The sequence below is a fragment of the Thauera sp. 2A1 genome (assembly GCF_009469595.2).
In the GTDB taxonomy this organism is placed as follows: domain Bacteria; phylum Pseudomonadota; class Gammaproteobacteria; order Burkholderiales; family Rhodocyclaceae; genus Thauera.
This window is the reverse complement of record NZ_SSXV01000002.1, coordinates 211,302-235,569: the sequence shown is the minus strand read 5'-3', so window position 1 is coordinate 235,569 and position 24,268 is coordinate 211,302. Positions and strand designations below refer to the sequence as shown.

General features: G+C 64.8%; 21 protein-coding genes. 2 read left to right on the top strand and 19 right to left on the bottom strand.

The annotated features are described in order from the left end of the window. Positions 1-101 precede the first annotated feature (101 nt). Together GH664_RS03135 and ppk2 are read left to right on the top strand one after the other, a co-directional pair. Complete coding sequence (locus GH664_RS03135) at positions 102-2,900, top strand: caspase family protein (protein ID WP_194270310.1); 2,799 nt, start codon at positions 102-104, stop codon at positions 2,898-2,900. A 132-nt stretch (positions 2,901-3,032) separates the two neighbouring features. Further along, complete coding sequence (ppk2, locus tag GH664_RS03130; RefSeq protein WP_153166685.1) at positions 3,033-3,839, top strand: polyphosphate kinase 2; 807 nt, start codon at positions 3,033-3,035, stop codon at positions 3,837-3,839. Between the two features lie 160 nt (positions 3,840-3,999). Here the strand turns inward: ppk2 and GH664_RS03125 are convergent, their stop codons facing one another. The 19 genes from GH664_RS03125 to GH664_RS03035 all read right to left on the bottom strand — a co-directional run bounded on the left by GH664_RS03125 (position 4,000) and on the right by GH664_RS03035 (position 24,259). Next, entirely contained in the window at positions 4,000-4,167 is a 168-nt protein-coding gene (locus tag GH664_RS03125; RefSeq protein WP_153166684.1) for a hypothetical protein, read from the bottom strand. A gap of 6 nt (positions 4,168-4,173) precedes the next feature. Continuing rightward, complete coding sequence (locus GH664_RS03120; RefSeq protein WP_153166683.1) at positions 4,174-5,439, bottom strand: TIGR02270 family protein; 1,266 nt, start codon at positions 5,437-5,439, stop codon at positions 4,174-4,176. 44 nt (positions 5,440-5,483) lie between these two features. Continuing rightward, on the bottom strand, positions 5,484-6,218 hold the full coding sequence (locus GH664_RS03115) for a hypothetical protein (RefSeq protein ID WP_153166682.1): 735 nt from the start codon (positions 6,216-6,218) through the stop codon (positions 5,484-5,486). 110 nt (positions 6,219-6,328) lie between these two features. After that, a complete protein-coding gene (locus tag GH664_RS03110; RefSeq protein ID WP_153166681.1) occupies positions 6,329-7,249 on the bottom strand; it encodes a type VI immunity family protein in 921 nt (306 codons plus the stop codon). 13 nt (positions 7,250-7,262) lie between these two features. Beyond that, entirely contained in the window at positions 7,263-7,784 is a 522-nt protein-coding gene (locus tag GH664_RS03105; protein WP_228111356.1) for a hypothetical protein, read from the bottom strand. An 11-nt stretch (positions 7,785-7,795) separates the two neighbouring features. Further along, complete coding sequence (locus GH664_RS03100; protein WP_153166679.1) at positions 7,796-8,182, bottom strand: DUF4150 domain-containing protein; 387 nt, start codon at positions 8,180-8,182, stop codon at positions 7,796-7,798. After that, a complete protein-coding gene (locus GH664_RS03095) occupies positions 8,173-9,120 on the bottom strand; it encodes a hypothetical protein (protein ID WP_153166678.1) in 948 nt (315 codons plus the stop codon). Before GH664_RS03095 ends, GH664_RS03100 begins: the two co-directional genes overlap by 10 nt. Positions 9,121-9,266: 146 nt before the next feature. Beyond that, on the bottom strand, positions 9,267-10,268 hold the full coding sequence (locus tag GH664_RS03090) for a DUF2169 domain-containing protein (RefSeq protein ID WP_153166677.1): 1,002 nt from the start codon (positions 10,266-10,268) through the stop codon (positions 9,267-9,269). A 43-nt stretch (positions 10,269-10,311) separates the two neighbouring features. Next, positions 10,312-10,809, bottom strand: coding sequence for a DUF6484 domain-containing protein (locus GH664_RS03085; protein ID WP_228111355.1), 498 nt, complete (start codon positions 10,807-10,809; stop codon positions 10,312-10,314). A 31-nt stretch (positions 10,810-10,840) separates the two neighbouring features. Further along, on the bottom strand, positions 10,841-13,102 hold the full coding sequence (locus GH664_RS03080; RefSeq protein ID WP_153166676.1) for a type VI secretion system Vgr family protein: 2,262 nt from the start codon (positions 13,100-13,102) through the stop codon (positions 10,841-10,843). Positions 13,103-13,195: 93 nt separating this feature from the next. Continuing rightward, positions 13,196-14,617, bottom strand: coding sequence for a hypothetical protein (locus tag GH664_RS03075; RefSeq protein WP_153166675.1), 1,422 nt, complete (start codon positions 14,615-14,617; stop codon positions 13,196-13,198). 16 nt (positions 14,618-14,633) lie between these two features. After that, positions 14,634-16,097, bottom strand: a complete 1,464-nt coding sequence (locus tag GH664_RS03070) for a tetratricopeptide repeat protein (RefSeq protein WP_153166674.1) — start codon at positions 16,095-16,097, stop codon at positions 14,634-14,636. Further along, a complete protein-coding gene (gene tssH / locus GH664_RS03065; RefSeq protein ID WP_153166673.1) occupies positions 16,094-18,895 on the bottom strand; it encodes a type VI secretion system ATPase TssH in 2,802 nt (933 codons plus the stop codon). Before tssH ends, GH664_RS03070 begins: the two co-directional genes overlap by 4 nt. Beyond that, positions 18,892-19,968, bottom strand: a complete 1,077-nt coding sequence (tssG, locus tag GH664_RS03060; RefSeq protein WP_153166672.1) for a type VI secretion system baseplate subunit TssG — start codon at positions 19,966-19,968, stop codon at positions 18,892-18,894. Before tssG ends, tssH begins: the two co-directional genes overlap by 4 nt. Then, the gene (gene tssF, locus GH664_RS03055; RefSeq protein WP_153166671.1) at positions 19,944-21,821 is read right to left on the bottom strand and encodes a type VI secretion system baseplate subunit TssF; all 1,878 of its coding nucleotides are present in this window, start codon (positions 21,819-21,821) and stop codon (positions 19,944-19,946) included. The genes tssG and tssF overlap by 25 nt, the downstream gene beginning before the upstream one ends. A 3-nt stretch (positions 21,822-21,824) precedes the next feature. Continuing rightward, positions 21,825-22,331 carry a type VI secretion system baseplate subunit TssE gene (tssE, locus tag GH664_RS03050; RefSeq protein WP_153166670.1) on the bottom strand — a complete coding sequence of 169 codons (507 nt, stop codon included), beginning with the start codon at positions 22,329-22,331 and terminating at the stop codon, positions 21,825-21,827. 10 nt (positions 22,332-22,341) lie between these two features. Beyond that, positions 22,342-23,157, bottom strand: a complete 816-nt coding sequence (locus GH664_RS03045; protein ID WP_153166669.1) for a type VI secretion system accessory protein TagJ — start codon at positions 23,155-23,157, stop codon at positions 22,342-22,344. Positions 23,158-23,179: 22 nt separating this feature from the next. Further along, positions 23,180-23,662, bottom strand: coding sequence for a type VI secretion system tube protein Hcp (locus tag GH664_RS03040; protein ID WP_153166668.1), 483 nt, complete (start codon positions 23,660-23,662; stop codon positions 23,180-23,182). A gap of 114 nt (positions 23,663-23,776) precedes the next feature. After that, on the bottom strand, positions 23,777-24,259 hold the full coding sequence (locus GH664_RS03035) for a type VI secretion system tube protein Hcp (RefSeq protein ID WP_153166667.1): 483 nt from the start codon (positions 24,257-24,259) through the stop codon (positions 23,777-23,779). Positions 24,260-24,268 lie beyond the last annotated feature (9 nt).

Below are 24,268 nucleotides of genomic sequence, written 5' to 3'. Positions count from 1 at the left end.
TCGCGCTCGCGGCAGCCGGTAGCTTCTTGCTGCTGACTTGCGTCGCCTCTGCCAGCGCCGGCGACCCGACTGCAGAGCCGGTACTGCGCGTGGAGGTCGGCATGCACACGACCCTCATCCGCCGCATCGCGGTGGACACGCCACGTAACCGGCTCATCACCTGTTCCGACGACAAGACGGTGCGGGTGTGGCAGATGCCCGAGGCACGACTAATCCGTACGCTTCGCGTACCCATCGATAAGGGCCACGAAGGCCAACTCTTTGCTGTGGCGGTGTCGCCCGATGGCAAGACGGTGGCGACAGGTGGCTGGACAGGCTGGGACTGGGATGGGGCCGCATCGCTCTACCTTTTCGACATCGCCAGCGGCGAACTGATCCACCGAGTGGGTGGCTTCAAGGACGCCTTCCAGGCGCTTACCTGGACGCGGGACGGCAAGCACCTGCTGATTGGACTGCAAGCGCGTGGAGGGCTCCACCGGCTCAGGCTATCGGACTACCAGGTCGTTGCGAGCGATCTCGACTACCGCGACAAGATCATGGAGATCGATGAACGGCTCGACGGGCTGGTGGTGACGGTCGCCTTGGACGGCATGGTGCGGCTCTACGATCGCGACTTCAAGCTGTTGGGGCGGCGGACAGTCGCCGGCGGCAGCAAGCCCTCGAGCGTTCGATTCTCACCCGATGGCCGCTGGCTCGCCGTAAGCTTTTTTGACCAGCCGGCGATCACCCTGCTCCAGGCGCGCGACTTGAGCGAGGCTTATCGACCACGCATCGAAGGCGTCGACGCGCAAGCGGGCTTCAACAGTGTTGGGTGGTCCTCCGACGGGCGGTATCTCTACGCTGGCGGCGATTACCGGGGCAGCGGCGAGACGCCGCTGTATCGTTGGGCCGACGGCGGCCGAGGTGCCTTGCAGTCGATTCCTGTGTCCAACAACCGCATTATCGACGTCCAGCCGATGGCCGAAGGCGCGATGGCCTTTGCGGCGGAGGACCCGGGAGTGGGCATCGTGGGCCCAGACGGCAAGCGCCATGCGTGGCGCGGACCCGAGATTGTGGATTTCAGCGCTTCCCAGGGGAGAATCGAACTTTCTGCCGACGGTTCCTTGCTGCGCTATCCAACGCGACGCACCGAGACGGCGATGCGGAGCTTCTCCCCCCTTCTTGCGGGTGATCAGGGGCTCGAAGAAACATCGCAGGAGAAATCTTTTCGGCCGCTGACACATGCGCCGGGCATGGAGGTGGCTCGGTGGAAGGATTCCTTCGATCCCACTATCAACGGCAAGCAAGCGCTGTTGGACGAGTACGAAATGTCCCGCAGCTACGCCCTGCACCCAAAGCGCAAGGTCGTGCTGCTGGGCACGGAATGGGCACTACGGCTGTTCGATGCGAACGCCGAGGAAATCTGGAGCGTAAAACTGCCGGCAGTCGCGTGGGCCGTAAACATCGCTCAGAACGGCAAACTCGCCGTCGCGGCGCTATCCGACGGCACCCTGCGCTGGTATCGAATGAGCGACGGCCACGAGGAGTTGGCCTATTTTCCGCACTCCAATGGCCGCGACTGGGTCGCCTGGGTTCCAAACGGCTATTACATGTCCTCCGTCTACGGCGACAACTTCGTCGGCTGGCACTTCAACCGGGGACGAGACCTCACGCCCGACTTCTACCGTGCGGTGCAGTTCGACCGCATCCTGTATCGCCCCGATGTCGTCGCCGCAGCATTCCTGGCCGCCATCAAGCCGACCACGACTAGGAGTCTTGGCCAGAACACCCCGGCTGCGAATTTCGAGATCGGCCAACTGCGCGACATCGCCCCGCCGCGGCTCAGTCTGCAGCCGTTGGCAACGAAGCGAGGACGGGACGGCGAGCCGCGCCTTCAGTTGCAGATCAAGGGCGAAAGAAACCGGCTCGACATGCAGGACCTCACCGTCTTCGTCAACAACATTCCGGTCACCCCAAGTCAGCAGCGGCGCCTGTCTGGACGCGAGACTGAACGCTTCGAACGCCAACTCGAAGTCGAGCTCTTTGACCGCGGTAACAATATCCGGGTCGAATCCTTCACCGGCGTCTCGATGGGCGTCGCCGAAACCTACTACGAGCTATCCGATCCCATCGGGGACAAGGCGCCCGCGGGTGATCTTTACCTGCTGGCGGTAGGCATCAACGCCTTTCCGAAATTGCCGCCCCGGGCGCAGCTTGCCTACGGGGCAGCGGACGCAGCGGGTATCGCTGAAGCCCTCCGACAGCGCGGCAGCAGCTACTTCCGGCGGGTGAACACACAGTTGCTCACCGACGACACCAATACCAAACCGGATCGACGTGCAATCCTGGATGCCCTGGATTTTCTGAGCCAGACACGCCCAAAAGACACCGTGGTCGTTTTCCTGGCCTCGCACGGCATCAGCGACCCCGCTGGAAACTACTACTTCGTCCCGCGCGACGCCGAACCCGCCGACCTAGAGGCACTGCGCGAGGGACGCACGCTCGAGTCCTTGTTGCCCTGGACGGTGTTCTTCGAGGCTCTGCGCGGAGCCGCCGGCCGCCGGCTGCTGATTGTCGATACTTGTCAGGCGAGAAACATCGAAGGACGCTTCGAGCCCTATTCGCTGATGAAACGCTCGGCCGCGTCGCTGTTCTCCCTGATCGTCGCCTCCAAGGGCGACGAGGAATCGCAGGAATACGCCCCCGGCAAGCATGGACTTTTCACTTACGCCCTGATCGATGCCCTGTCGCCCTCGTCCGACACCGATAACAACGGCCTGGTGACGGTGCAGGAAGTTTTCACTGCCGCCCGGCCCATCGTCGAAAGGCTCCGCGACAAGAGCGTGGGGCCGCAGACTCCCCAGTTGATTGCACCGCCGCCGCTCGGCGAGCTACCGCTGGCCCGAACGACCGGCCGATGAAACCAGAGCACACGGTGCCGGAAAAAAATGGTGAGCCCTCCTGCACGCGAGGACCTCGCCCCCGCAACAGCCGACGGGCTTGGTCAAGAAGGAATGACCATCGCCCATTCCATCCGCTGTCTGGAGCCGACCATGAACAAGAAATCCAATCACGACGACGCAGCGCACGTCGCCCCGCACATCGGCAAGAAGGAATACAAAGAGACCCTTCACGCCCTGCAGATCGAATTGGTAAAGCTGCAGCGCCACTTCATCAAGTGCAACGACAGAATCCTGGTGATTCTCGAAGGCCGCGACGGCGCCGGGAAGGACGGCACGATCAAGCGCATCATCCAGCACCTGAGCCCGCGAGAGACCCGCGTGGTGGCGCTCGGCAGGCCGTCCGATCGTGACCGCGGCACCTGGTATTTCCAGCGCTATGTCCCCCACCTCCCCGCATGTCAGGAATTCGTCCTGTTCAACCGAAGCTGGTACAACCGCGCAGGCGTCGAGCGGGTCATGGGTTTCTGCAGCGAGGCGGACTACGACGAGTTCATGGAGACCGTCCCCGATTTCGAGCACATGCTCGTGCGATCGGGCATCAAGCTGTTCAAGTACTACCTCGACATCAGCCAGGCGGAGCAGAAAAAGCGCCTGCAGGATCGGCGCAAGGATCCGCTCAAGCAGTGGAAGATGAGCCCGATCGACGCGGAGGCACTCAAGCACTGGGCCGGCTACAGCCAGGCACGCAATGAGATGTTCGCGCGCACCCACACCCTGTCCGCACCCTGGACGGTGGTGCGCGCCGACAACAAGGAGGTCGCTCGCATCAACCTCATCAAGGACCTGCTGATGCGCCTGCATTACGATGGCAAGGATCGCGACCTGGTGCTGCCGAATCCGGAAGTTGTCTTTGCGTATGACGAGGCACACTTGACGAGCGGGATGCTGGCGAAGTGACGCTCTTCGCTGCCAGCACAGGTTTCCGGACCTGTGCGTGGATGGGCAGTCGCAAAGTCAGTCTTGAGGCACGGTGGAAATGGGACAATCCAAGGCGGAGAGCGATAACGGCGCAACAGCGCCCGCCTGCGCGCTTGACACATTCGTAGGGCGGCACTTGTCAGGCCACGTGGAACCACAGCCAGAGTGACACGGCTGAGAAGATTGTGCCGATCAACAGCCAGGCCTTGCTCGCCGGAGTGACCCTCCAGCCCGCCGCAGCCAGCCGGGCGACACTGAAGAGCAGGAACAGCAAGGCAAGCAGGGGCAGAATGACTTTCGCGGTCATTGCCGATCAACTCATTTCCGCCAGCCATCGCTGCTGGCGCCAGGCGGGGGCGCTGGTCGGGAAGAGTCCGGTGCCAGGATCGAGTAGGCAAAGGAATTCCGCCGCGGCAATGCGCTGGCGCTGACAACCTTCCTTGAGAACGGTGAGGCAGTGCCCGCGGCTGACCGGCTCGCCCATGAAGTATCTGACACCCGACTGGAAACGCTGCGAATGGGCCGTCCACCAGGCAGTGATCTTTTGCCGGTCGGGCCACGGCAGGCTATCGTCCGGATCCATCGAGACGTCGTCGTCCTCGGGATTGTCGTTCGGGCCGAACTCCACGCCCTCCGGCCGGCGCCGATCTAGATTGAGGTAGGCGAGATCCAGGCCGGTGATAAAGGTGAAGGATTCGCCGGCCAGGCGCGCCAGCTTCAGGTCGTCCATGTGTCTGATGAGCCACGGGACGTAATGCGGGTCACCGGCGATGCCGGCACCCTGAATCAGCGGGCGGATGTCTTTGAGCTCGCGGGCGAAAAGCTTGAGCAGTTCGTGGGCACGGGGCACATCCATTGCGCGCAGCGTCAGATGCATCGCCCGTTCGCGTTGTGGTCCTGGTGCTTGGCAGACGCTCGCAAGCCTTGCCAGCGCGGACTCGCGATCCCCGAGCAGCACCGCCGACCGGGCCGCCCAAAAGCGGCACCCTTCGTTCTCGTCCTCCAGCGAATCGCGCACCGACGCAAGAGTGTCACGTTTGCCCAGATCGCCAAGCGTACGCAGCGCTCGGGCACGCAGCGGTGAATCCAGATGCTCAAGGGCGGCGTCGAGCGCAGCCCCGGGGGAGACGCGGTGCATCGCGCAGGCCGCGATGCCCACCCGGCGACGAAACGGCGAGCCGGACGCGAGCAGTTGGCTGACGGTGCCTTGAAGAACCTGAGACGACACCCAGCCGAAGGACGAAATCAGTCCCGGCTGCGCTTCCGGCACCGCCTCGGCCACTGCGAACAACCGGTCGAGGCGCCCTTTGTCCGCGTCTTCGATTGCCCGCACCGCTGCCGCGAAAACCTCGCCAACGCCGGGCGTTTCCAAAGCCTCCATCGACAAGGCCACGCCAAAGTCTCCCGCTATCGCGAGACCATCCAGGTGTGCGGCAATGCGGTCATCAAGGCGGCGGAGTTGATGGAGTTTGACGTGGGGTGCCGTCAGCAACACCGAACGGATATTGCGCAGAATCGCCGATTCTTCGACGTGCTGATTAATGACCGTCGTTACAAGGTGGCTGGGGGCGACTGGCATGAGTGGATGCTGATCAGGAAGCGTGACTCGACGCCCTTGAACCCTTAGTTGATCTCGACCGAGACGATCGGATGCGTGAGGGCAAACGTAGCGAGGAGATTGGCGAGAACGCTCCAGGCGCCCTCCGCCGCGGCAAAGTGATCGACGACGATCTCCGCGCTGAATTGATCGTACACCTGTACGGTGCCGAATCTTGCCGATCGTTCGCCCGGCGTATCCGTCGGCTGATCGAAACCACCGGTTTCGAGTAAACGCACCCACGGGAAAATGAACTGCGCAAGCTGGCTCAATAGCGCTCGATCCACGCTCTCCGCAAACGTGACGATGCAGCGTCTCAGCTTGCCGGGCTGTGGCGCCAAGACGAAATTGTAACTCGCATGGAGACGCGCGGACGGATACAGATCCATTTCAGACACGTCGGCGTCGGGCTCCGCACCCGGCAAAGGAACGAGCTCCTCGGTACCCCGTGCGAGCGGTCGGATCACGAAACTCGCGGCCCCGAAGAGTGACAAGAGTGGCTCGGGCCATTCCGCCCCACCGCCCCTGTCATCCATACCTCCGGCTGCGGGCGGCAGGCGTCCAGCAGCTTGGGCCAGAACTGCCGAGCGAACAATCTGAAACGCGCGGAGGTCGAGCGCACGGGCGAAGAACGCAAGATCGGCCTCATTTACAAGCTCATCGGGCAAGGGCCGTTCGATCAGACAAGCGTTGCCGGGCTCAGCCGCTGCGGCGAGATAGCCCCCCTCTTTGCCCGCGGCGACCCAGTAGGGCAGGATCATGCCCGCAAGGCTGCGAAGTTGGCCATGGACAACCGCATCTGCGCGTATGCAAAAAAGCCAGTGCCCATTCAGATTGGCAATCCGGGGAGCGCGGATGGGCAAGAGAAGGCTCATTCGGCGAGACGCCTGCGCCAGCGCTGGGAGAGTTCGGTCGCTTCCTCGTCGTCCTCGAGCACAAGATCGAGGGCACGGTCAAAGGCGTCAACTGTCAGCGGCTCGATCACCCGGAAAACGCTACGATATAGCGGCAGCCGGTCGCGCCGGTTTTCGTCGCCGATGGCGGGTGTTGGACCTGCCCGCATCAGCAGCCCGCCGTTTATGGAAGTCAGTTCGACCGCAGGATCAAGCGCGGAGCGAACTCCGGCCTCACCGCCAAGTCGCTGCACCCGTCCCTGATCGATGAATGTGAGCCAGTTCGCCCCCTTGACGCCAGCTCGACCGACGGTCACTCGGTCCGCCTCGCGTAGCAGGATGTCCACACCCCGGTGCCGCATCGACCTCGCACGCGCAAAGGTTTGGGCGGTTTCCTCTTCGTACGGCGAACACGCCAGCGCGACGCCGGCGACGGCATGCGACGCGTCGAGACGACCAATCATCATGCAGGTAAATGCGCGCAACCTGTCTGCGACCGCCGGATCAGTGGCGTAAGGAACCGTAATCTGAAACAGCGAGGGTTCCTCCAGATCGCCTTCGATACCAACAATATCGAACAGCCATCGCGGCGTTTCATCGAATGTCTTTCCGTCCTTGACCTCGAACGAAATGATGCTGCGCTCGGGAGACCCAGGCGCGAACCACGCTTGCAGCATGCCCAATGTGTTCTGGGTGACCGCCTTGTGTTTCGACATTGTCTCGGTCGAATAGAAGTTCATGCTTTCCGGCGGGCACCAATCGCGGTACTCGCTCCAGGCCGCCAGCAAATCGTCGCCGTGCTCGCGTATCGATCCGTCGAAGAATATTGTTGTTGCAAGGACCAGCGACGTGAGCCGAATGCCTTCTTCCTGCAACTCGAAGTACTGCAGAATTTTCATCGGGCGACGTCCATCATGAGCATTGGCAGTCACCCTTCTTCTTCGCGGCCTCCTTCGGCCCCATTACGCGAACACTCTTCACCTTCTTGCCATCCGGACCTTTCATTTTTGGATATGCGAGCTTTTCCTTCGGGGTTTTCTTGGCCGCGCCGACCGCGCGATCCTGAACCAAGCCGGGCTTGCCGGGGGGCGCCAACTTCGGCCTAAGCTTGCCTTCGTCGCAGGGAAACTTTGCGTCGATGATACGGTTGTCTACCATGAAGTCGGGCTTGCAATTAAAAACCTTCGGTCCTTTTTTGGTCATGACCGTGACTGTTTCCTTTGGCTCGACCTTCACGTTCTTGATCTTGTTCTTGGCCAACGCCTTTTTTACGTTCCTGCGCACGCACGTATCTTTCTTCTTCCCGAGGGAGGTGCACGGGCTCAGCGGTGGATGCTCCGTCACCGTATAAACCTTGTTGTCGCAGCAGTGGATCGCACAAGCTATGATCGCCACCGGCGTCGATGGCATCACGGCGATTTCCATATTGGGCACTAGCGCACTCCTCAAAGGCAAACCGTGTTTTGCTTGTTGTTGTACATCTTGTCGGTAAGGCGGCAGGCTCCCTCACCTTCCAGTTTGACTGTAAAGGAGTAGGTTAGCCAAGTCGCCTCGCCCATATTGACACTCGACTTGACGCCACCCACCGTACCCGGCTCATCGCCATTGCTGCGGGCATATTTCGACGGTTTGTGGGCGCAGGGATTACCGTCGGCCTTCACCGTCGTCGTGCCGTCTGACAGCGAGGACGACATCGCGATGTTGGGGTAAGGAATGGGAATGGGCCCGCCGGGCGAAGGTGTCTTGCAGACGTCCGGCACCGTCGCCGCGGCGATGCCATTCGCACCGGTGTGCGAAATTGAAAATTTGTCCGCTCTGACGGTTACCGGCATGATGCAGTCCCTCCATTCCACAAGGAAATCAGCAAGGCTCCCCGTTCTGCGCCCAACGACTGAATCAGCAACAGGGTGATCCGCTCCGGGCTGTATCCCTTTTCAGCCGCTGCGACGGCAAGAGCCGCCATCAACGGAACCGTTGCCGCGCCAACGTCGCCAAACCATTCCGCAGGCGTGATCATCCGACCGCCGGACCTCAATCGCTCGTTCACGCGCACCATCGTGTAACCAACCTCATCAGCCCGCTCAGGAAGACCGTTGAGGTCGGTAAAGACCGCCTCGGCAAACCCGTCACCGTCATCGAGCGAACGCAGCGCATTCCGCGCCACTTTCGTCAACGCCAGCCCCAACCGAGGAGTCTCGGGTAAGAGGTTCTCCTCGGCCGACAGGTTGCCCCCCTGAAGCACCGCGCTCGGCATCGTGCGTCCGACCATTTGCGGCGAGCCGATGAGCAGCCCCGCAGCGGCTTCGCCGGGCACGAAGCCGAAGAGTCGCGCGGACGAGTGAAGCAGCCCTTTTTCATCGAGCCATTCCAGGCTGACGGGGTCGAGCCAACTATCGACGCCCAATATGAGGCAGCAACCGACAAAGCCTTCGCTGATTGCACGTTGTGCAGCATGAACGGCACCAATCCCCGCAACATGCCCGAGTGTGAAGCACTGCACTGCGACGACCTCGGCGCGGTCCGCAAGCGCGTCCTCGACCGCTTTGGAAAGCCGCGAGGACCGCCAGAGACTGGAAACCCTGTCCGCCTCCGGTAAAGCGAGAAAGAGCCTCAATGGAATTCGGCGTCCGTCCTCGGCAGGCAGAACGCCGGCGAAGGCATCGACGGCCGCCACCACGGCAAGTTGCGCCATTCGCTCTTCGGCTTCAAGCTCAACTGCAAGGCCACCGTCCCGTGCAACCACCATCGGCCGCCCGGTCACGTCGATCATGAAGGGATGGTCGGAAAAATTCGCAATGCCCGCTCTCGCCGCCGCAGCGGAACTCGCCAAGTCGCCGCCGAGAGAGGTTCGGGCACCAGCGCCGATGACGCTTATGCCGAGGGCTGACCCCGAGGTACGTGCGGGCTGCGCCATGGCTACTGAATAAACCTCTTTTCGACCACTTCCGTATCGACGATGCTGAACTTCTCGCCGGAGCAAGGCATTGCGTCGGCATATGTCACGACCACCCTGCGTGAATCGGGAAGAACGAGGACCGTGCGAAGACTCGGGCGTCGATTGACCTCGCGGTTGCCAATCTGGATATTGAGGGCAAGAGCGATGCGGGGAATACGAAAAGTCAGTTGGCTCCCATCGGCAGACATTCCGGCTACGCGGACCAGCGCCTGTTGTGGCAGCCGAGTAAATTGCTGGTCTTCGGGTGCAGCCAGAAAAAAACGTTCGTCGAAGTCCGTTGGCAGCAGAGGCAAGCGCTCTTCCTTCCACTTGTCGTCGTAGGTACCTGCCAATGTTCGTCGCGGCAGCCAGTGGCGCGCGACGGGCCCGAAACCGGCCGGTCTCGGCTGTGGGCCGTCGGCACGGTTATCGACATACTCGATTCGCGGCGCCGGCCGGTCTACCAGCCGCGACGACTTTTTTGCGTAGCCGCGACCCGCCGGGTTGCGCTCATCATGGTCGTTCTCATCGACTGGATCGAAGCCGCCAAACGCAAATTCATAGGTCAAAGGCATCTCTGTAAATAGTTGCGCCTCGGAGAGCCCTACGATACCGGCTCGCCGTATCCACTGGCGCTCACCGTGCACACGCAAGATCTTGCGCCTGCCATCGACATCGAGCCCGACCAGAACTTCTTGGGCGGGTTTCCCTTGGGGGGCATGGACAGTACCTTGGACCAGGACATCGACACCCGCCTTGGCATAGTCGATGTCGCTTTCCGCAAGGAGGCTCGAGCGGCTCGGATCGCCGGCGAACAGGGGCGCGAAGACGACCGGAAGTTGCTCGGCAGCGCGTTCGACCGAGCCGTCCGGCACAACGTCGAAGGTCGCCTTCACAACCGTGATCCAGAGGTCGTGGCCGTCGCGATCGGCCGCCAGTGTCGCGATTGCGGCGTAGGGCGTGCTGTTGCTCAGATTCCACATCAATCTTCCACCACCGATGAGGCGCTTCGTCGTGCTTCGAAGTTCAGTTCAGTTGCACGCTGCCGCCCTTGACCCGATTAACCCCCGACGATCGGCTCAGCACGTAGGCCCCTTCGATCAGGACCTTGCCAGCGCGGGTGAGGGTGATGCTCGCCTTGCCGCAACGCAGGACGAGTCGCTCTTTCGCGCAGACCACCATTCGTTCGCCATCGGCATCCACTTCCACATTCTCCGGCGCCTCGGCGAGCGACCACGATTCGCCACCTCGGAGCAAACCCATGACGATCGGCCTGCGCGGGTCGCCAGCCTCGAACATGAGCACCACGGATCTGCCGATGTGCCCCCCGTGCAGATCGACCGTACTGCGCGCAGCCAGCGCCGCGCTACCGGGGTAGAGCACCAGCGGTGTCCCCCCCTGATCCGTTAAAGCAATCAGTTCGCCGATCACCACGCCGTCCATGCGTACGTCCGTCGCGCTGACGCCCGCTGGATGTGCCGGTGCGGGCACGCGAAGCATCTCCAACTGGTCACGACCGCTCATTTGAACCCCCTCTCCGACCGCTCGCGCGATGTCAGTTCTGCAGAATCTTCGAGCCCTTCATGGTGATATCGCTCGAAGCCTTGACGTTGATCTTCCCGCTACCTTCAATACTGATGTCCTTGCCCTTGATGGCGATCGTCCCGTCTTTCTTCATCGTGATGCTGGCGCTGCCGGTCTTGATCGTGACCGAGTCGCCGGCGTCGATGACGAGGTTCTTGCCCACCTTCAGCGAGTCGTCCTTGCCGATGTTCGTGCTGCGGCCGTTGGTGACGTCGCGCGACTCGTCGGCGCCGACCGAGGTCGACAAGTTCGCGCCGGACGAGATAGAACGATTCGCCCCCACGCTGACATCCTGATTCGCACCCACATTCACCGTCTGATACGCGCCGATCGCCACCTCCTGCGCCGCGCCGATGGCGATCGTCTCATTCACCCCCACGCTGTGCGTGCGCTGCAGGGCGACCGTCTTGGTTTCGCTCGCGCCCACCGTCACCGTACGGTTGCTGCCGATGGTGATGCCCTCGTTCACACCCACGTCCTCGGTACGGTTGGCGCCGATCGAGATCGTCTCGTTGATGTCGACGCGCTCCTTGCGGTTCTGGTGGATGGTGATCGTCTCGTCCTTGTCCACCGTCTCGGTGCGCTGGCCGTGGATGGTGATGGTCTCGTTGTTGTCCACCGTCTCGGTGCGGTCGTGCTTGACGTGGGTGGTTTCGTCGTGGTCGATGGTCTTGGTGCGGTCGTGGCCGACCCAGTGCGTCTCGTCGTTCTCGACCTCGATGTCCTGGTTCTTCTCGGCGTGGATCCACAGTTGCTCGGCACCCTTCTTGTCCTCGAAGCGGATGGCGTTGGCATTGGCAGCGCTGCCGCCCAGCGAGGAGCGGGTGAGGACGCCGGTCTGCGTCTTGTTCGCGGGCAGCGCCCAAGGCGGCATCTGCTCGGCGTTGTAGACGCGGCCGGTGATGAGCGGGCGGTCGGGGTCGCCTTCGAGGAACTCGACCACCACTTCCTGGCCGATGCGCGGCAGCGCGACCATGCCGAAATTCTTCCCCGCCCAGGGGTGTGACACGCGCATCCAGCACGAGGCGTTCTCGTCCGCGTCGCCGTGGCGGTCCCAGTGGAAATGCACCTTCACGCGGCCGTACTGGTCGGTGTAGATCTCGTCGCCGGCCGGACCGACGACGATGGCGGTCTGCAGGCCCTGCACGATGGGTTTGGGCGTGGTGCGCGGCGTGCGGAACGGCGCATCGTTGTTGATGCAACTGAAGCTGGAACGGTAGGTGGCGCCTTCCGACTCCGAGGACTCGTAGTCGTTGTAGGCAAAGCTGAGCGTGGCGGCGGTGATCAGGTACTTGCGGTTCTGGTCTTCGCGCGGCTGGCCGGTGAGCTTGAAGATGCTGCCGGCCGCGATGCCGCGGGCATTGCCCGCGCCCTGCATCACCTGCACCTGCGATTGCAGTTCCTCCAGGCGGATGCGGACATAGGTCTCGCCCTCCGCCGGGGTGTCGTATTCGCCGGGGTAGTCGTAGATCTCGTGCGTGGCCTCGGCGTAGCCGCGCTTCTGCTTGGTCTGCTTCAGCAATTCGACGCTGGGCTTCTTGAAATCGAAGTCGTCGATGGCATAGGCGCCGGGCTGGATCTCCCAGTTGAAGCCCCATTCCGAGATGCGTTCCTGCTCGATGCGGGTGGCGCGCTCGCCGGTGACGAAGGGGATCTCCGCATAGCCCGGATAGGCTTCGTGCGCGCTCGGCGAATCGGCCAGCACCAGCGTGTGCTTGCCGTCGGCATGGGTGAAGAAGTAGGAGATGCCCTCCTGCTCCATCAGGCGGCTGACGAAGTTGAAGTCGGTCTCGCGGTACTGCACGCAGTATTCCCACGGTTCGTAGGTGCCGGTGAGCTTGTCCAGCTCGTAGGAAGCGATCGCGTACTTGGCGAAGATGTCCTTGATGATGTCCGGCACCTTCTTGTTCTGGAAGATGCGGCAATCGGCCGTGCGCGTCAGGAACCACAGCCAGGGGCGGCCGACGATCTGGTAGCGCAGATAGCGGCCATGGACGCCGGCGAAGGCGAAACGCGTCACATAGGCGTCGAAATGGCGAATGGCGCCGTCGGCGAGTTCCACCTTCACGGTGACGTTCTTGCCGAGCAGCTTGTTGGGGTCGATATCGTTGCGCGGGCTCAGCACGGTGATGTCGAACTCGAACAGCCGCCCCATCTCCTCACGCACGACGATGGAATGGAACAGCAACACATCCGGATCGAGCGGCGTGGTGATCTCCATTACCCGCGGCATGCGGCCTCCCTTGTGTGCCTCATACGCCTCATACGTAATTGTTAGGCGATCGGTTCGTGAAACGCCAGCGCAGCGAGCATGACGATGTGCGTGCTAGACGCGCTTGAGCGCATCGTAGCTGCGCATCGGTTCGGGCAGTTGCGCCAATCCCGGCTTTTTCGCATTGCCGACGTCGAGCAGCAGGTTCTTTCTTCCGCTGTTGACCGATTCATGCAGCGCGCCGAGCGACCGGATCACGATCACGTCCTTGTCCAGCGACTTGCTGAACTTCAGCCCACCGCCGAACATCCGCAACACCTCGGTCAGCACGTATCCGACGTAGTCCTCGGGCCCCAGCGCGACAGTGGGCTCCTTGATGACGTACTTCGCCTTGCCGTTGCACGCCGCCAGCATCGCGATCTTGTTGTCCATCACCGCGAGGTCGCCGCTGTGGATCGGCGGCCCGCTGTTCCTGCCGCGCATGAGACCGGCCTTGGTGAAGGCGATGTCCGGCTCGCGATGGATTGAGGTGCCCATCAGCCGCGAAGCGTTGCGCAACCAGGTTTCCCAGCCCACGAAGTTGCCCGGCGCCCGCGCCATGCTGTGGATGGTGTCGTGGATCCGTATGGCGCTCACCCAGGCGCCGTTCAGCACCTTGTCCGCGGCCTCGGCCGCCAGCATCAGATCCTTGGAGCGCGTGGTAGAGAGGTGGGCATCGACGTCCTGGGGCGTGAAGACGCGCCCCGCGGCGGTGGCGATCTGCCGCACGACTTCCTTGTAATAGTCGGCGGTGGCGAGTTTGGCCTGCGGATTGGCGTTGAGGAAGCGCTCGTGGTGCTCGTACAGCACGTCGGTGGTGCCTCCTTTGGGCAACGCGTGGGTGCTCTCGTGCACCAGCGTCAGGAACGCATACCCGCTCCGGCTGCGATCGCTGGCCGCCGCCACCAGGCTTTCCGGCAGCGCCATGCGGGTGCTGTTGGTGAGCCCGCCGCAACTCCAGACGTCGCTCTTGCGCATCACATCTACCACCAGCCCGCCGGAGGCCTTCATCAGCCGGTCGAGTGCCTTGGCTGCGCCCTTGAAGACCTTCTTCGCCTCCTCCTCGAATCCGTCGCCGAACACGTTCTTCACATAGGGGTCGTGGTGACCGCTGGCGATGTCGCGCATCAAGGCGGAAACATCCGCTGCGAGCGCAGCCATCGCAGTACGCTCGGTCTTGCTCAACTCGCGGTGGCTCTGCACCGCACCGGGGTAAATGGTGAGCCCGCTTTCGTCCAGATCCCGCATCTTGGCGATGATTTCCTTGAGCCTGTCGCGCGCCGGATCATCCAGACGATCGCGCCGCAACAGGTTCTGGATGTCGAGGTCGGTCAGCCTGAGATCGCCAGTGAGCGTCCGCTTGTCGGCCGGGTCCATCGTCGCCAGCGCGTTGCCGATCGCGGTCTTGAGCTTGCGCTCGGCCATCTCCGAACGTTTGCTGACGCCCTGGATCATCTCGTCGATGTCCTTGGGGTCGGGGAGTCGAATTCGCGGCATGGCTCGTTCCTCCGGGTTATCGCGGCTGCGATCGCTGCCCGCTGACGAGCCAGCCGCGCACGGGCTCGCCGCCCTCGTTGCGCAGCACCTGGCCGTCGATGGCGATGTCGTCGAACCCCGCCCGCGCCATCGCCGCGGCAACGTAACCGTGGCGATGCGCATAGCGGCCGTTGGGCTGCAGGTGGAAAGGCGCGTCGCCCTCGCCCGCCAGTGCCTCCACGGTGAATAACAGCCGCCCGCCGGGCCGCAGCGCGGCGTGGCTGGCGGCCAGCATCGCGTCGAGATCGCCGAAGTAGCACAGGGTGTCGGCCGACAGCACGACGTCCCAGCGGTCCCGATGCTGCGACAGGTGGTGCGTCAGCTCGGCCTTGTGCAAGTCGTCGTAGATGCCGCGCTGACGCGCCCTCTCGAGCATGCGCCCGGACAGATCCACGCCGCTCAGGACGCGCGCGTGCGCACGCACCAGCGGGCCGCACAACCCGGTGCCGCAACCGGCGTCGAGCACGTCCAGCGCGCCCCGCGGCGCGCCGCAGGCGGCCTCCAGTGCGTTCGCCAGCAGGTGCGGCGCACGATACTGGAGGTGTTCGAGCTTGGCGTCGAAGCTGGCGGCGAAGTCGTCGAAGGTCTTCTCGACGTAGCTGTCGGCGGCGCGATCGGGAATCGCCTGTCCGGTGCAGGCGGCGAGGTGATGAAGTGCGACGGGATTGTCCGGCTCCTCCGCCAGCCACTCGCGATACACCGCGGCAGCGCGGTCGAGCTCGCCCAGCGTGTAGTAGGCGATGCCCAGCAGCTTGCGCGCCGAGCCGTGGCCCGGGCTCACGGTGATCGCCTTGCATGCGTAGGCGACGGCTTCGCCGATGCGGCGCTGCGCCATCATCAGGTTGGCGAGGTTGTTGTAGGCATCGGCAAGTGCCGGATTGACCGCGAGCGCGGCGCGGTTGAGCGCCGCCATGTTGTCGTAGGCATCGGCCCGGTCGGGCTGGGCGGCGATCGCGCGCAGGTAGGCCGCCTCGGCCAGCGCCCATTCGCCACGGCTGCGGTGGATGGTGCCGAGGTTGTTGTGGGCATCGGCGAGTTCGGGCGCGAGCGCCAGGCAGCGACGATAGGCCTCGACGGCCTCATCGATCTGCCCCATTTCCAGCAGCACGTTGCCCAGGTTGTTCCACACGCCTGGCGCGTCCGGCACCAGCGCCAGCGCCTGCCTGATGAGCGCCGCGCCACCGCCACTGTCGCCACGCTGATGCAGCAGCACCCCCAGAAAATGCAGTGCATTCACGTCCTGCGGGTCGAGCGCGAGCACCGCGCGGTAGATGCGCTCGGCAAGGTCGTGCTGTCCGTGGCGATGCGCCTGCTGCGCCCGCAGCACGGCCTCTTCCAGCGTGATCCGCTCGCCGTCCTCGGCTGCCGCCGGAGCGGACCCCGGCGGCGGATCGGCGCGCTCGCGCTGCCCGCGGCGCTGCGGGTGGGCGACCCGGCTCATGCCGTACCCCCCACAGGCTCTGATTCCGGCCGGTCGAAGCGGTAGTGGAAATCATCATCGACGACATCCACCCACACCCCATCGACCGGCCGCCCCTCCACGATGCGCTCGAGGAACTCCTGGCTGATGCGAGGCAGCATCGTGTTGGTGAGGATCGCATCGATCATGCGCGCACCGCTCTCGACTTCGGTGCAGCGGCCTACGATCAGCCTGACCACCGCCTCGTCGTAGATGAAGGGCACCTTGTGATTCTCCTGCACCCGCTTGGCGATGCGCTTGAGCTGCAGGCGCGCGATCAGGCCGACGATCTCGTCGGTGAGCGGGTAGTAGGGGATCACCACCAGGCGGCCGAGCAACGCGGGCGGGAAGACCTTCAGCAGCGGATCGCGCAGCGCCCGGGCGATGCCTTCGGGCGTCGGCATCAGCTCGGGATCCTTGCACAGGCCCATGATGGTGTCGGTGCCGACGTTGGTGGTGATGAGGATCAGCGTGTTCTTGAAGTTGATCACCCTGCCCTCGCCGTCCTCCATCCAGCCCTTGTCGAAGACCTGGAAGAACAGCTCGTGGACGTCGGGGTGCGCCTTCTCCATCTCGTCGAGCAACACCACCGAATACGGCCGGCGGCGCACCGCCTCGGTGAGCACGCCGCCTTCGCCGTAGCCGACATAACCCGGGGGCGCGCCCTTCAGCGTGGAGACGGTGTGCGCCTCCTGGAACTCGCTCATGTTGATGGTGATGACGTTCTGCTCGCCGCCATACAGCGCTTCGGCCAGCGCGAGCGCGGTCTCGGTCTTGCCCACGCCTGAACTGCCGGCGAGCATGAACACGCCGATCGGCTTGTTGGGGTTGTCCAGGTGCGCGCGCGAGGTCTGGATGCGGCGCGCGATCATCTCCAGCGCATGGCGCTGGCCGATGATGCGCTTCTCCAGGCTATCGGCGAGGTGCAGGACGGCCTCCACTTCGTTCTTGACCATGCGCCCGACCGGAATGCCGGTCCAGTCCGCCACGACACCGGCCACCGACTGCTCGTCCACCGTCGGCATGATCAGCGGCGCTTCACCCTGCAAGGCATGCAGGCGCTCCTGCAGCACCTGCAGGCGGGCGAGCAGGGTGTCACGATCCTGCGCAGGCGGGGCCGGGTCTTCGGCCTTCGGTGTTGAATCGCTGTCGGCGACCGGTGACTCCGGCGCGGCGCTGGCCGGAGCGGCCTGCTCCGCCGGCGCGGCGCTTGCTTCCGGCGCCTGGTCCACCGCCTTGCCTCCCGCGCGCAGTTTCGCCCTCAGGTCGAGGATCTCGTCGACGACGCTTTTCTCCTCCTTCCAGCGCGCCTCGAGCACCGCCAGGCGCTCCTGTTCGGCCTTGTGCCTTGCCTCGGCGTCGCTGCGTCGCGCGCCGATGTCGATGCCGACCAGCTCCTCGCGGCCGATGATCTCGAGCTCGGTGTCGAGCGCCTCGATGCGCCGCTTGCAGTCCTCCACCTCGGGCGGTGTCGCGTGCTGGCTGACCGCCACCCGCGCGCAGGCGGTGTCGAGCAGGCTCACCGCCTTGTCGGGCAACTGCCGGGCCGGGATGTAGCGGTGCGACAGCCGCACCGCGGCCTCCATCGCCTCGTCCAGCAACTGCACGCGATGGTGCCTCTCCAGCACGGTGGCGACGCCGCGCAGCATCAGCGTGGCCTTTGCCTCGTCCGGCTCCAGGACCTGAATCACCTGGAAGCGGCGCGTCAGCGCCGGGTCCTTCTCGATGTACTTCTTGTATTCGGCCCAGGTCGTGGCGCCGATGGTGCGCAGGTTGCCGCGCGCGAGCGCCGGCTTGAGCAGGTTGGCCGCATCGCCGGTGCCGGCCGCGCCGCCCGCGCCGACCAAGGTGTGGATCTCGTCGATGAACAGGATGATGGGCTTGGGGCTGGCCTGCACCTCGTCGATCACCTGGCGCAGGCGCTGCTCGAACTCGCCCTTCATGCTCGCGCCCGCCTGCAGCAGGCCGATGTCGAGCGTCAGCAGCTTCACCGCCTTCAGTTGCGGCGGCACGTCGCCGCGCACGATCCGCATGGCGAAGCCTTCCACCACCGCCGTCTTGCCGACCCCGGCCTCGCCGGTGATCATCGGGTTGTTCTGTCGGCGGCGCATCAGGATGTCGACGATCTGGCGGATCTCCTCGTCGCGACCGGTGACCGGGTCGATCTCGCCCTTGCGCGCCTTTTCCGTGAGGTCGACGGCGAACTTGTGCAGGGCTTCCTGTTTTCCGAGTTGCGCAGGCGCCATCGCGCCGCTCGCCTCGCCCGGCTCGGCCTCCGATCCCGAGCCCGCGCCCAGGCTGTCTTCTGGCGAGCCGGCGGTGATCTGCGGCAGGGCGTCGGACAGCTCGTCCGGCCTCACCCGCTCGAACTGGCGCGAGATCGCGAACAGCGCATTGCGCAGGTAGTTGGTCTTGAGCATGCCCAGCAGCAGGTAGCCGGTGCGCACCGAGTTGTCGCCGTACATCAACGAGCCATACACCCAGCCGCGCTCGATGGCGTTGGTGATGTTCTCGGACAGGTCGGTGATCGAGGTCGCGCCACGCGGCAGGCGGTCGAGCGCGTTGGTGATGTCCTTCGCCAGCACGGAGGCATCGATCTGGTAGTGCTTGATGATGCGGTGCCAGTCGGTGTCCTGCGTCTGCACGATCTGCATCACCCAGTGCTCGAGCTCGACATAGGGGTTGCCGCGCAGCTTGCAGAACACGGTCGCGCCTTCCACCGCCTTGTACGCCACGCGGTTGAGCTTGCCGAACAGGGCGACGCGGCTGATTTCACTCATGATTGCGCTCCTTGCATTGCATCGGGCGAAACGTCGGTGCGGCGCGCCCCACGGCTGCGCGCCAGCACCTCCTCCGCGTTCAACGTCAGATCGTCGGCATCGCGCCGCCCGCGCGGACGGCCCAGCCAGGTGGTCCAGCCCAACCGGCCGGCGCGCCCCAGGCGCATCGCGGGCACCTCGTCGTGCCTGAGGACGAGGCGTGCATCCCAGTCGAGCTCGAAGCACAGGTACTGGCGCACGAGCGCGACCAACCGCGCCAGCGCCTTGCCGCCGGGCAGGAAGGCCTCGTACTGTGCGAAGCCGAGCGGCCCGATGCGCAGGCGGAACTTGTGCTGGCGGTCCCAGACTCTCGCGCCCAGCACCACGCCGACGCCCAGTTGCGCGCCGGCGTTCATCGCCCCCAGCCGCGTGCGGTCGGATTCGGGGAGGCGCATCCAGTGGCCGACGAACTGCTCCACCCGCAGCGGCAGGCGGAAATAGCCGGACAGCAACGCCTGCAGGCCATCGGCATTGCGCACCTGCGGCGCCAGCAGCCCGGCGTGGAAGAGCTTGGCGAAATCACCGGCGTCGTCGCGTTCGCGCAGCTTTGGCGTGCCGATTCCGATCAGCGCACCAACCAGGAACGAGAAGCGGTCCTGCGCCGGGCGGTCGAGGCTGGCGGTCGGTTGTGCCTGCGCCCAGGCGCGGTAGAACAGCTCGATCAGCCGATGGTGGAACAGGTCGAGAAAGCGTGACAGCGTGGCGTCACCCTGGTGCAGCAGGCGCTCGCGGGCGTATTCGGTGAGATGCAGCGGCAACGGCCCGTTGGGGCCGAGCAGGCCGAAGATCCGCTGCACCAGGCGGGGCGGCGCGTCCGCAGCCGGCTCGAAGGCGGAGATGGGCGCGGGCGCGAAGCTCATCGACACGTCCTGCGCCAGCCGCAGGGGTTCGTCCGCCGGCCGCAGGGCCTGCCCTATGCGCGGCTTGTCGGCGAAAAGGCACTCCATGCGCCGCAGCGTCTGATAGAAGTCGTGGCGATACGGCTCCTTCTGGAGCGCGCTCAGCCACGCTAGACGATCGGCCGGTTCCCGCATCGTGGCACCCAGCGCATGATTTCACCGCGGCTGTCGGAGCGCAGCACCGTCTCGGTGAAGGAGTTGATCGACACGTAGCGGGTCAGGAAGCGCTCCATCACCGCCCCGAAAAGGAAGGGACTCGCGCCCTGGAAGGCCAGCTCGTCGACTTCGAGCTCGACTTCGAGCCCGCGGCCGAAGGTCACCGGACCGGGCAGCGGAAAGCGCCGCACCAGCGGCCGCACCTTCACCGAACGCAGGCCTTCGATCTGCCGCAGCGTCGCGCCGTCGCCGCCCAGGGCGTAGAGCTCGAGCATCTCGCGCAACACCGCCGCGCCTTGGCGCGCATCGTTGTCGAGCAGCGACAGGTAGTTGAGCGACAGGTGATTGATGAACTGCCAGGCGACGTTGCCCTGGCGCAGCGAGGACAGCGGCCGCGACGGGCCCTTCAGCACGCGGATGCAGACCAGGGGCGCGGCCGAATCGAGGGTGAGATCGGTCTTGCCGACGCCGACCGGCATCTGCAGCGGCAGGTCGCGGTTGGTGCACAGCGCCGTGACCGCCAACTGGCGCAGCTCGGCTGCGTAGGGCGCCTCCTCCGGATCCACCAGCGCGATGAACACCTCGCTGCCGACATAGCTCGAGCGGGTGCCCTTGCGCTGCTGCTCCGGGCTCAGCAGGCGCGGCTCGCGTTGCTGGGTGAAGTAGGCGGGATGCTCCGGCGCCTCGGTATGGAAGGCCGCGTAGAAGGGCAGGAAGTCGCGCTGCGCCTGCACACCGCCGGCCCCGTAGCCGGTGACCGACTCGATGTCGTGGATCTCGAAATCCATCGGCCGCGTGCGGTCGGCCACCACGTGGAATTCGTAGCTCCCGTCGCCCACCTGGATGCGCTCGGCGCGCTTGTGCAACAGGTTGATGGCAGGCGCGCAGAACAGGCTGATGTTCGCCTCGCTGACCACGCTCTCGAGGGCGGCATCGCCGCGGGAAAACAGCAGCACGATCTCGATCTCGCTGCCGCTGCAGCGTCGCACGGGCGCGCCGAGACCGTGCAGGTCGACGAAGGTGAAACGCTGCGGAAAGGCGAAGTACTCATGCACCAGGCGGTAGCCCTGGAAGCCGCGCAGGGTCACCGGCAGCAGGGCCTCGTCGTCCTCGAATCCCAGCGCGCGGACCTGCGTCGCCGGCAGGAACTGATACCAGGGCGCAGGCCGCTGCGGCGGCAGCACCAGCATGCCGGCGCAGGCGCCGAGCGCGAGTTCGTAGAGCTTCATCGACACTTCGTCGCCGCCGCCGAAGTAGAGCGGCAGGCGCGCCAGGTCGAGGTCGGCGATCGTCAGTCCGGCGCCGGCGCGCAGGCGAATGCGCAAGCCGCCGCGGATGCGACTGCCGCCGGGCAATTGCGGCAGCGGCAGATCGGGCGCATACGAGAAATAGCTGGCCGCCGCCACCTCCAGCGGCAGCAGCCGGACTTCGTGCGCGGTGCGGAATTCGCAGGCGGTCGCGTCGCCCTTGCCAAGCTGGCTGCGCATGCTGCTGCCACGCGGAATGACGAAGCCGCTCGCGAGGTTGCCATCGTTCATGTCCGGGCGGAATTGCGCGATCAGCATCGACGGCGTGGGCGCGAGAAACTGCGGATAGAGGATCTCCAGCATGCGCTGGGTGAAGCGCGGGAATTCGGCATCGAGCTTGAGCTGTACCCGCGCAGCGAGAAAGGCGAAGCCCTCGAGGAGCCTTTCGACGTAGGGGTCGGACACCTCGATGCCGTCCACCCCGAGGCGGGCCGCGATCTTCGGGAACTGGCGTGCGAACTCCGCGCCCATCTCGCGGACGTGCTGGAGTTCCTGGTTGTAGTAGCGCAGCAGTCGTGGGTCCATCGCTCAGCGCCCGAGGTCCTCGATGTCGACCTGGCCGGTTTCCAGGTCCACCTCCGTGCGCAGTAGCAGCTCGATGGGGACCGGCTGCGCCCAAAGATTGCCGCGAATGCGCACCTGGATCTGGTTGTGATGATCCAGCGCGCTGAGCGAGGTCTCCGCCTCCACCCTGAGGGTCGCCGGGTCGATGCGGGGCTCGAAATCGAGGATGGTCTGGCGCATCGAACGCTCGAGCTCGGTGATGTCCAGCGTCGAGGCGGTCTCGCCAGCCAGCGCCGGCATGCCGAAGTTGATGACCGAGCGCTGCGCCGCCGGAACCGCGCTCCAGTCGGCCACATCGGCCATGCGGGTTGCATTGAGCAGCCAGGCGAGGTCGCGCAGTACCGCCTGCTTCAGGCGCTGGCGCGACACGACGCGGGCTTCGCGCGGCTCGCTGCGCGTGGCCGGGTCGTCGTCGGTCAGCCGGTCGAGCAGCGCGGGTTGCAGGCGATCAATCGGCGTCAGCTCGGCCATGGTGTGCGGCTCACGCGGTGGCGTCGCCGCCGTCGGTATGCAGCACGATGTGGCGGATGTCGAGCAAGGGGTATTCGCCCGCATTGGTGGCGATCACCCGTTGGCCGCTGCCCTGGAACACGCCGGGGGCGGCCTCGATCCAGTCGGTTCGGCGTGCCAGCGCCACCAGGCCATCGTCGGCGGATTCCGAACCGGGATAGCGCGAAGGGATCAGGGCGATGGTCTCGCCGCCATTGCTGAAGCGCAGATGCGCCGGCAGCCACACCCAATCGCGTAGGTCGGACGGCTCCTCGATGTCGATGCGGGACAGGCGCGAGAAGGGGATCCAGTAGTAGCGGCCATTGACGATCGCCTCCAGCACCGGTCCGATCCGCATGTCGGCATCGGCGATCCAGTCGAAGGGCTGGTCGTCGAGCGTGCCCGAGGTCGTCGGCGCCTGTTCGAACGCGTCGCTGCGCAATTTCTCCGCCGCACTGGCCTCGCCACGCCCGGCGCGGATCAGCGATTCGATCAGCAGCGCGATCCAGCCTTCCGGCTCGCCGAACAGCATCGGCGAGCGGATCCCCTGGAACACGTCGCTGCGCACCCGCTCGCACAGGATGGCGTCGCGATACATCTCGCGCATCGCGAGCGCCGCCGGATCCATCTGCGCACACAATTCGAGCTGCGTCTGCGCGCGCTCCCACTGGCCCAGCACGCACAGCAACTGAAAGAGGAAGACGCGCAGGCGGGTGTCGTCCGGCTTGTCGCGCACCATTCCCTGCAAGGCCGCGAGCGCACCCGCGGGATCGCCGCTACGCAGGACCTGCTCGGCATCCAGGCTCATGTTTCCTCCCGCTCGAAGGGGGTCAGAGGGTTTCGGTCTCGAACAGCATGGCACCCTTGCCCATGCCGTCCTCGCCTTGCGGCACGTACTCGATGCTGATCTTCTGGAACGACAGGCTCAGCCGCTCGATCAGCACCGGCTGCTCCTCGCCCACGGATTCGACGTCGATCGAGGTGATGCGGCCGTTCTCCATCGTCACGGTGAAGTAGTCCAGGGGCGCCTTGCCCGCCTTGCGAACGGTCAGGACCGCCTTCGTGATCAGATCGTTGTTTCGCATCGCCGACATCAGCGGGGTCGACGCGCTATCCACGCGCTTGCTGACCAGCATCTCGCGCAGCGAAGCCTTGGTGGTGGTGCCCGCGCCGCCCATCTCGGTGCGCGCCTGCATGCCCCACGACCATCCCAGCACGTCGATCTCGTCCTTGCGCGCATCGTCCTGGGATTCGCCCTTGATCGTGCCCGAGCGCGCGCCTTCGACCTTCAGGAACATGTCTGACTTGGACACCTTGGATGCTCCCTCGCTGGCGGGATGGACGATTGGACACTGCGCCCGCCGGGGCGATCATGTGTCGCCCCGGCAGACCGGCTCGCAATATGACAAACGCGACCTGAGCGCGCGTCAACTGGCCTCGTTCTTGGCGATGTTCCAGGCCGCTTCCTTCGCCGAGCCACCGGTGCCGTCCGGATTCTGCGGCGTGTATTCGAGCTTGAACTCGGCGAAGTTCAACGAGATGCTTTCGGTCAGACGGTCTTCGCCGCCGCTGCCGCCGGTCGACACCGACGTGATGATGACTTCCTTCATCGTCAGCTTGATGTATTCCAGTGCCTCCTTGCCGGCCTTGCGTACGGTGAGCTTCGCCTCGGGATAGTGGGTGCCGTCGCAGCAGGCCTTGATCAGCGCGTGCGTCGCCGCGTCCACGTACTTGGTGATCGAGATGTCCTGCACGCTGACCTTGCCCGAACCGCCGCCGCCGCCCATGTGGGTCGTGCCCGACTGGCTCATGCCCCAGCTCCAGGACAGGACGTCGATTTCCTTCTCGTGCTTGCCGTCGGTCGATTCGCCTTCGATGTCGCCGATCTTGATGAACATGTCTACAGCCATGATGCGTCT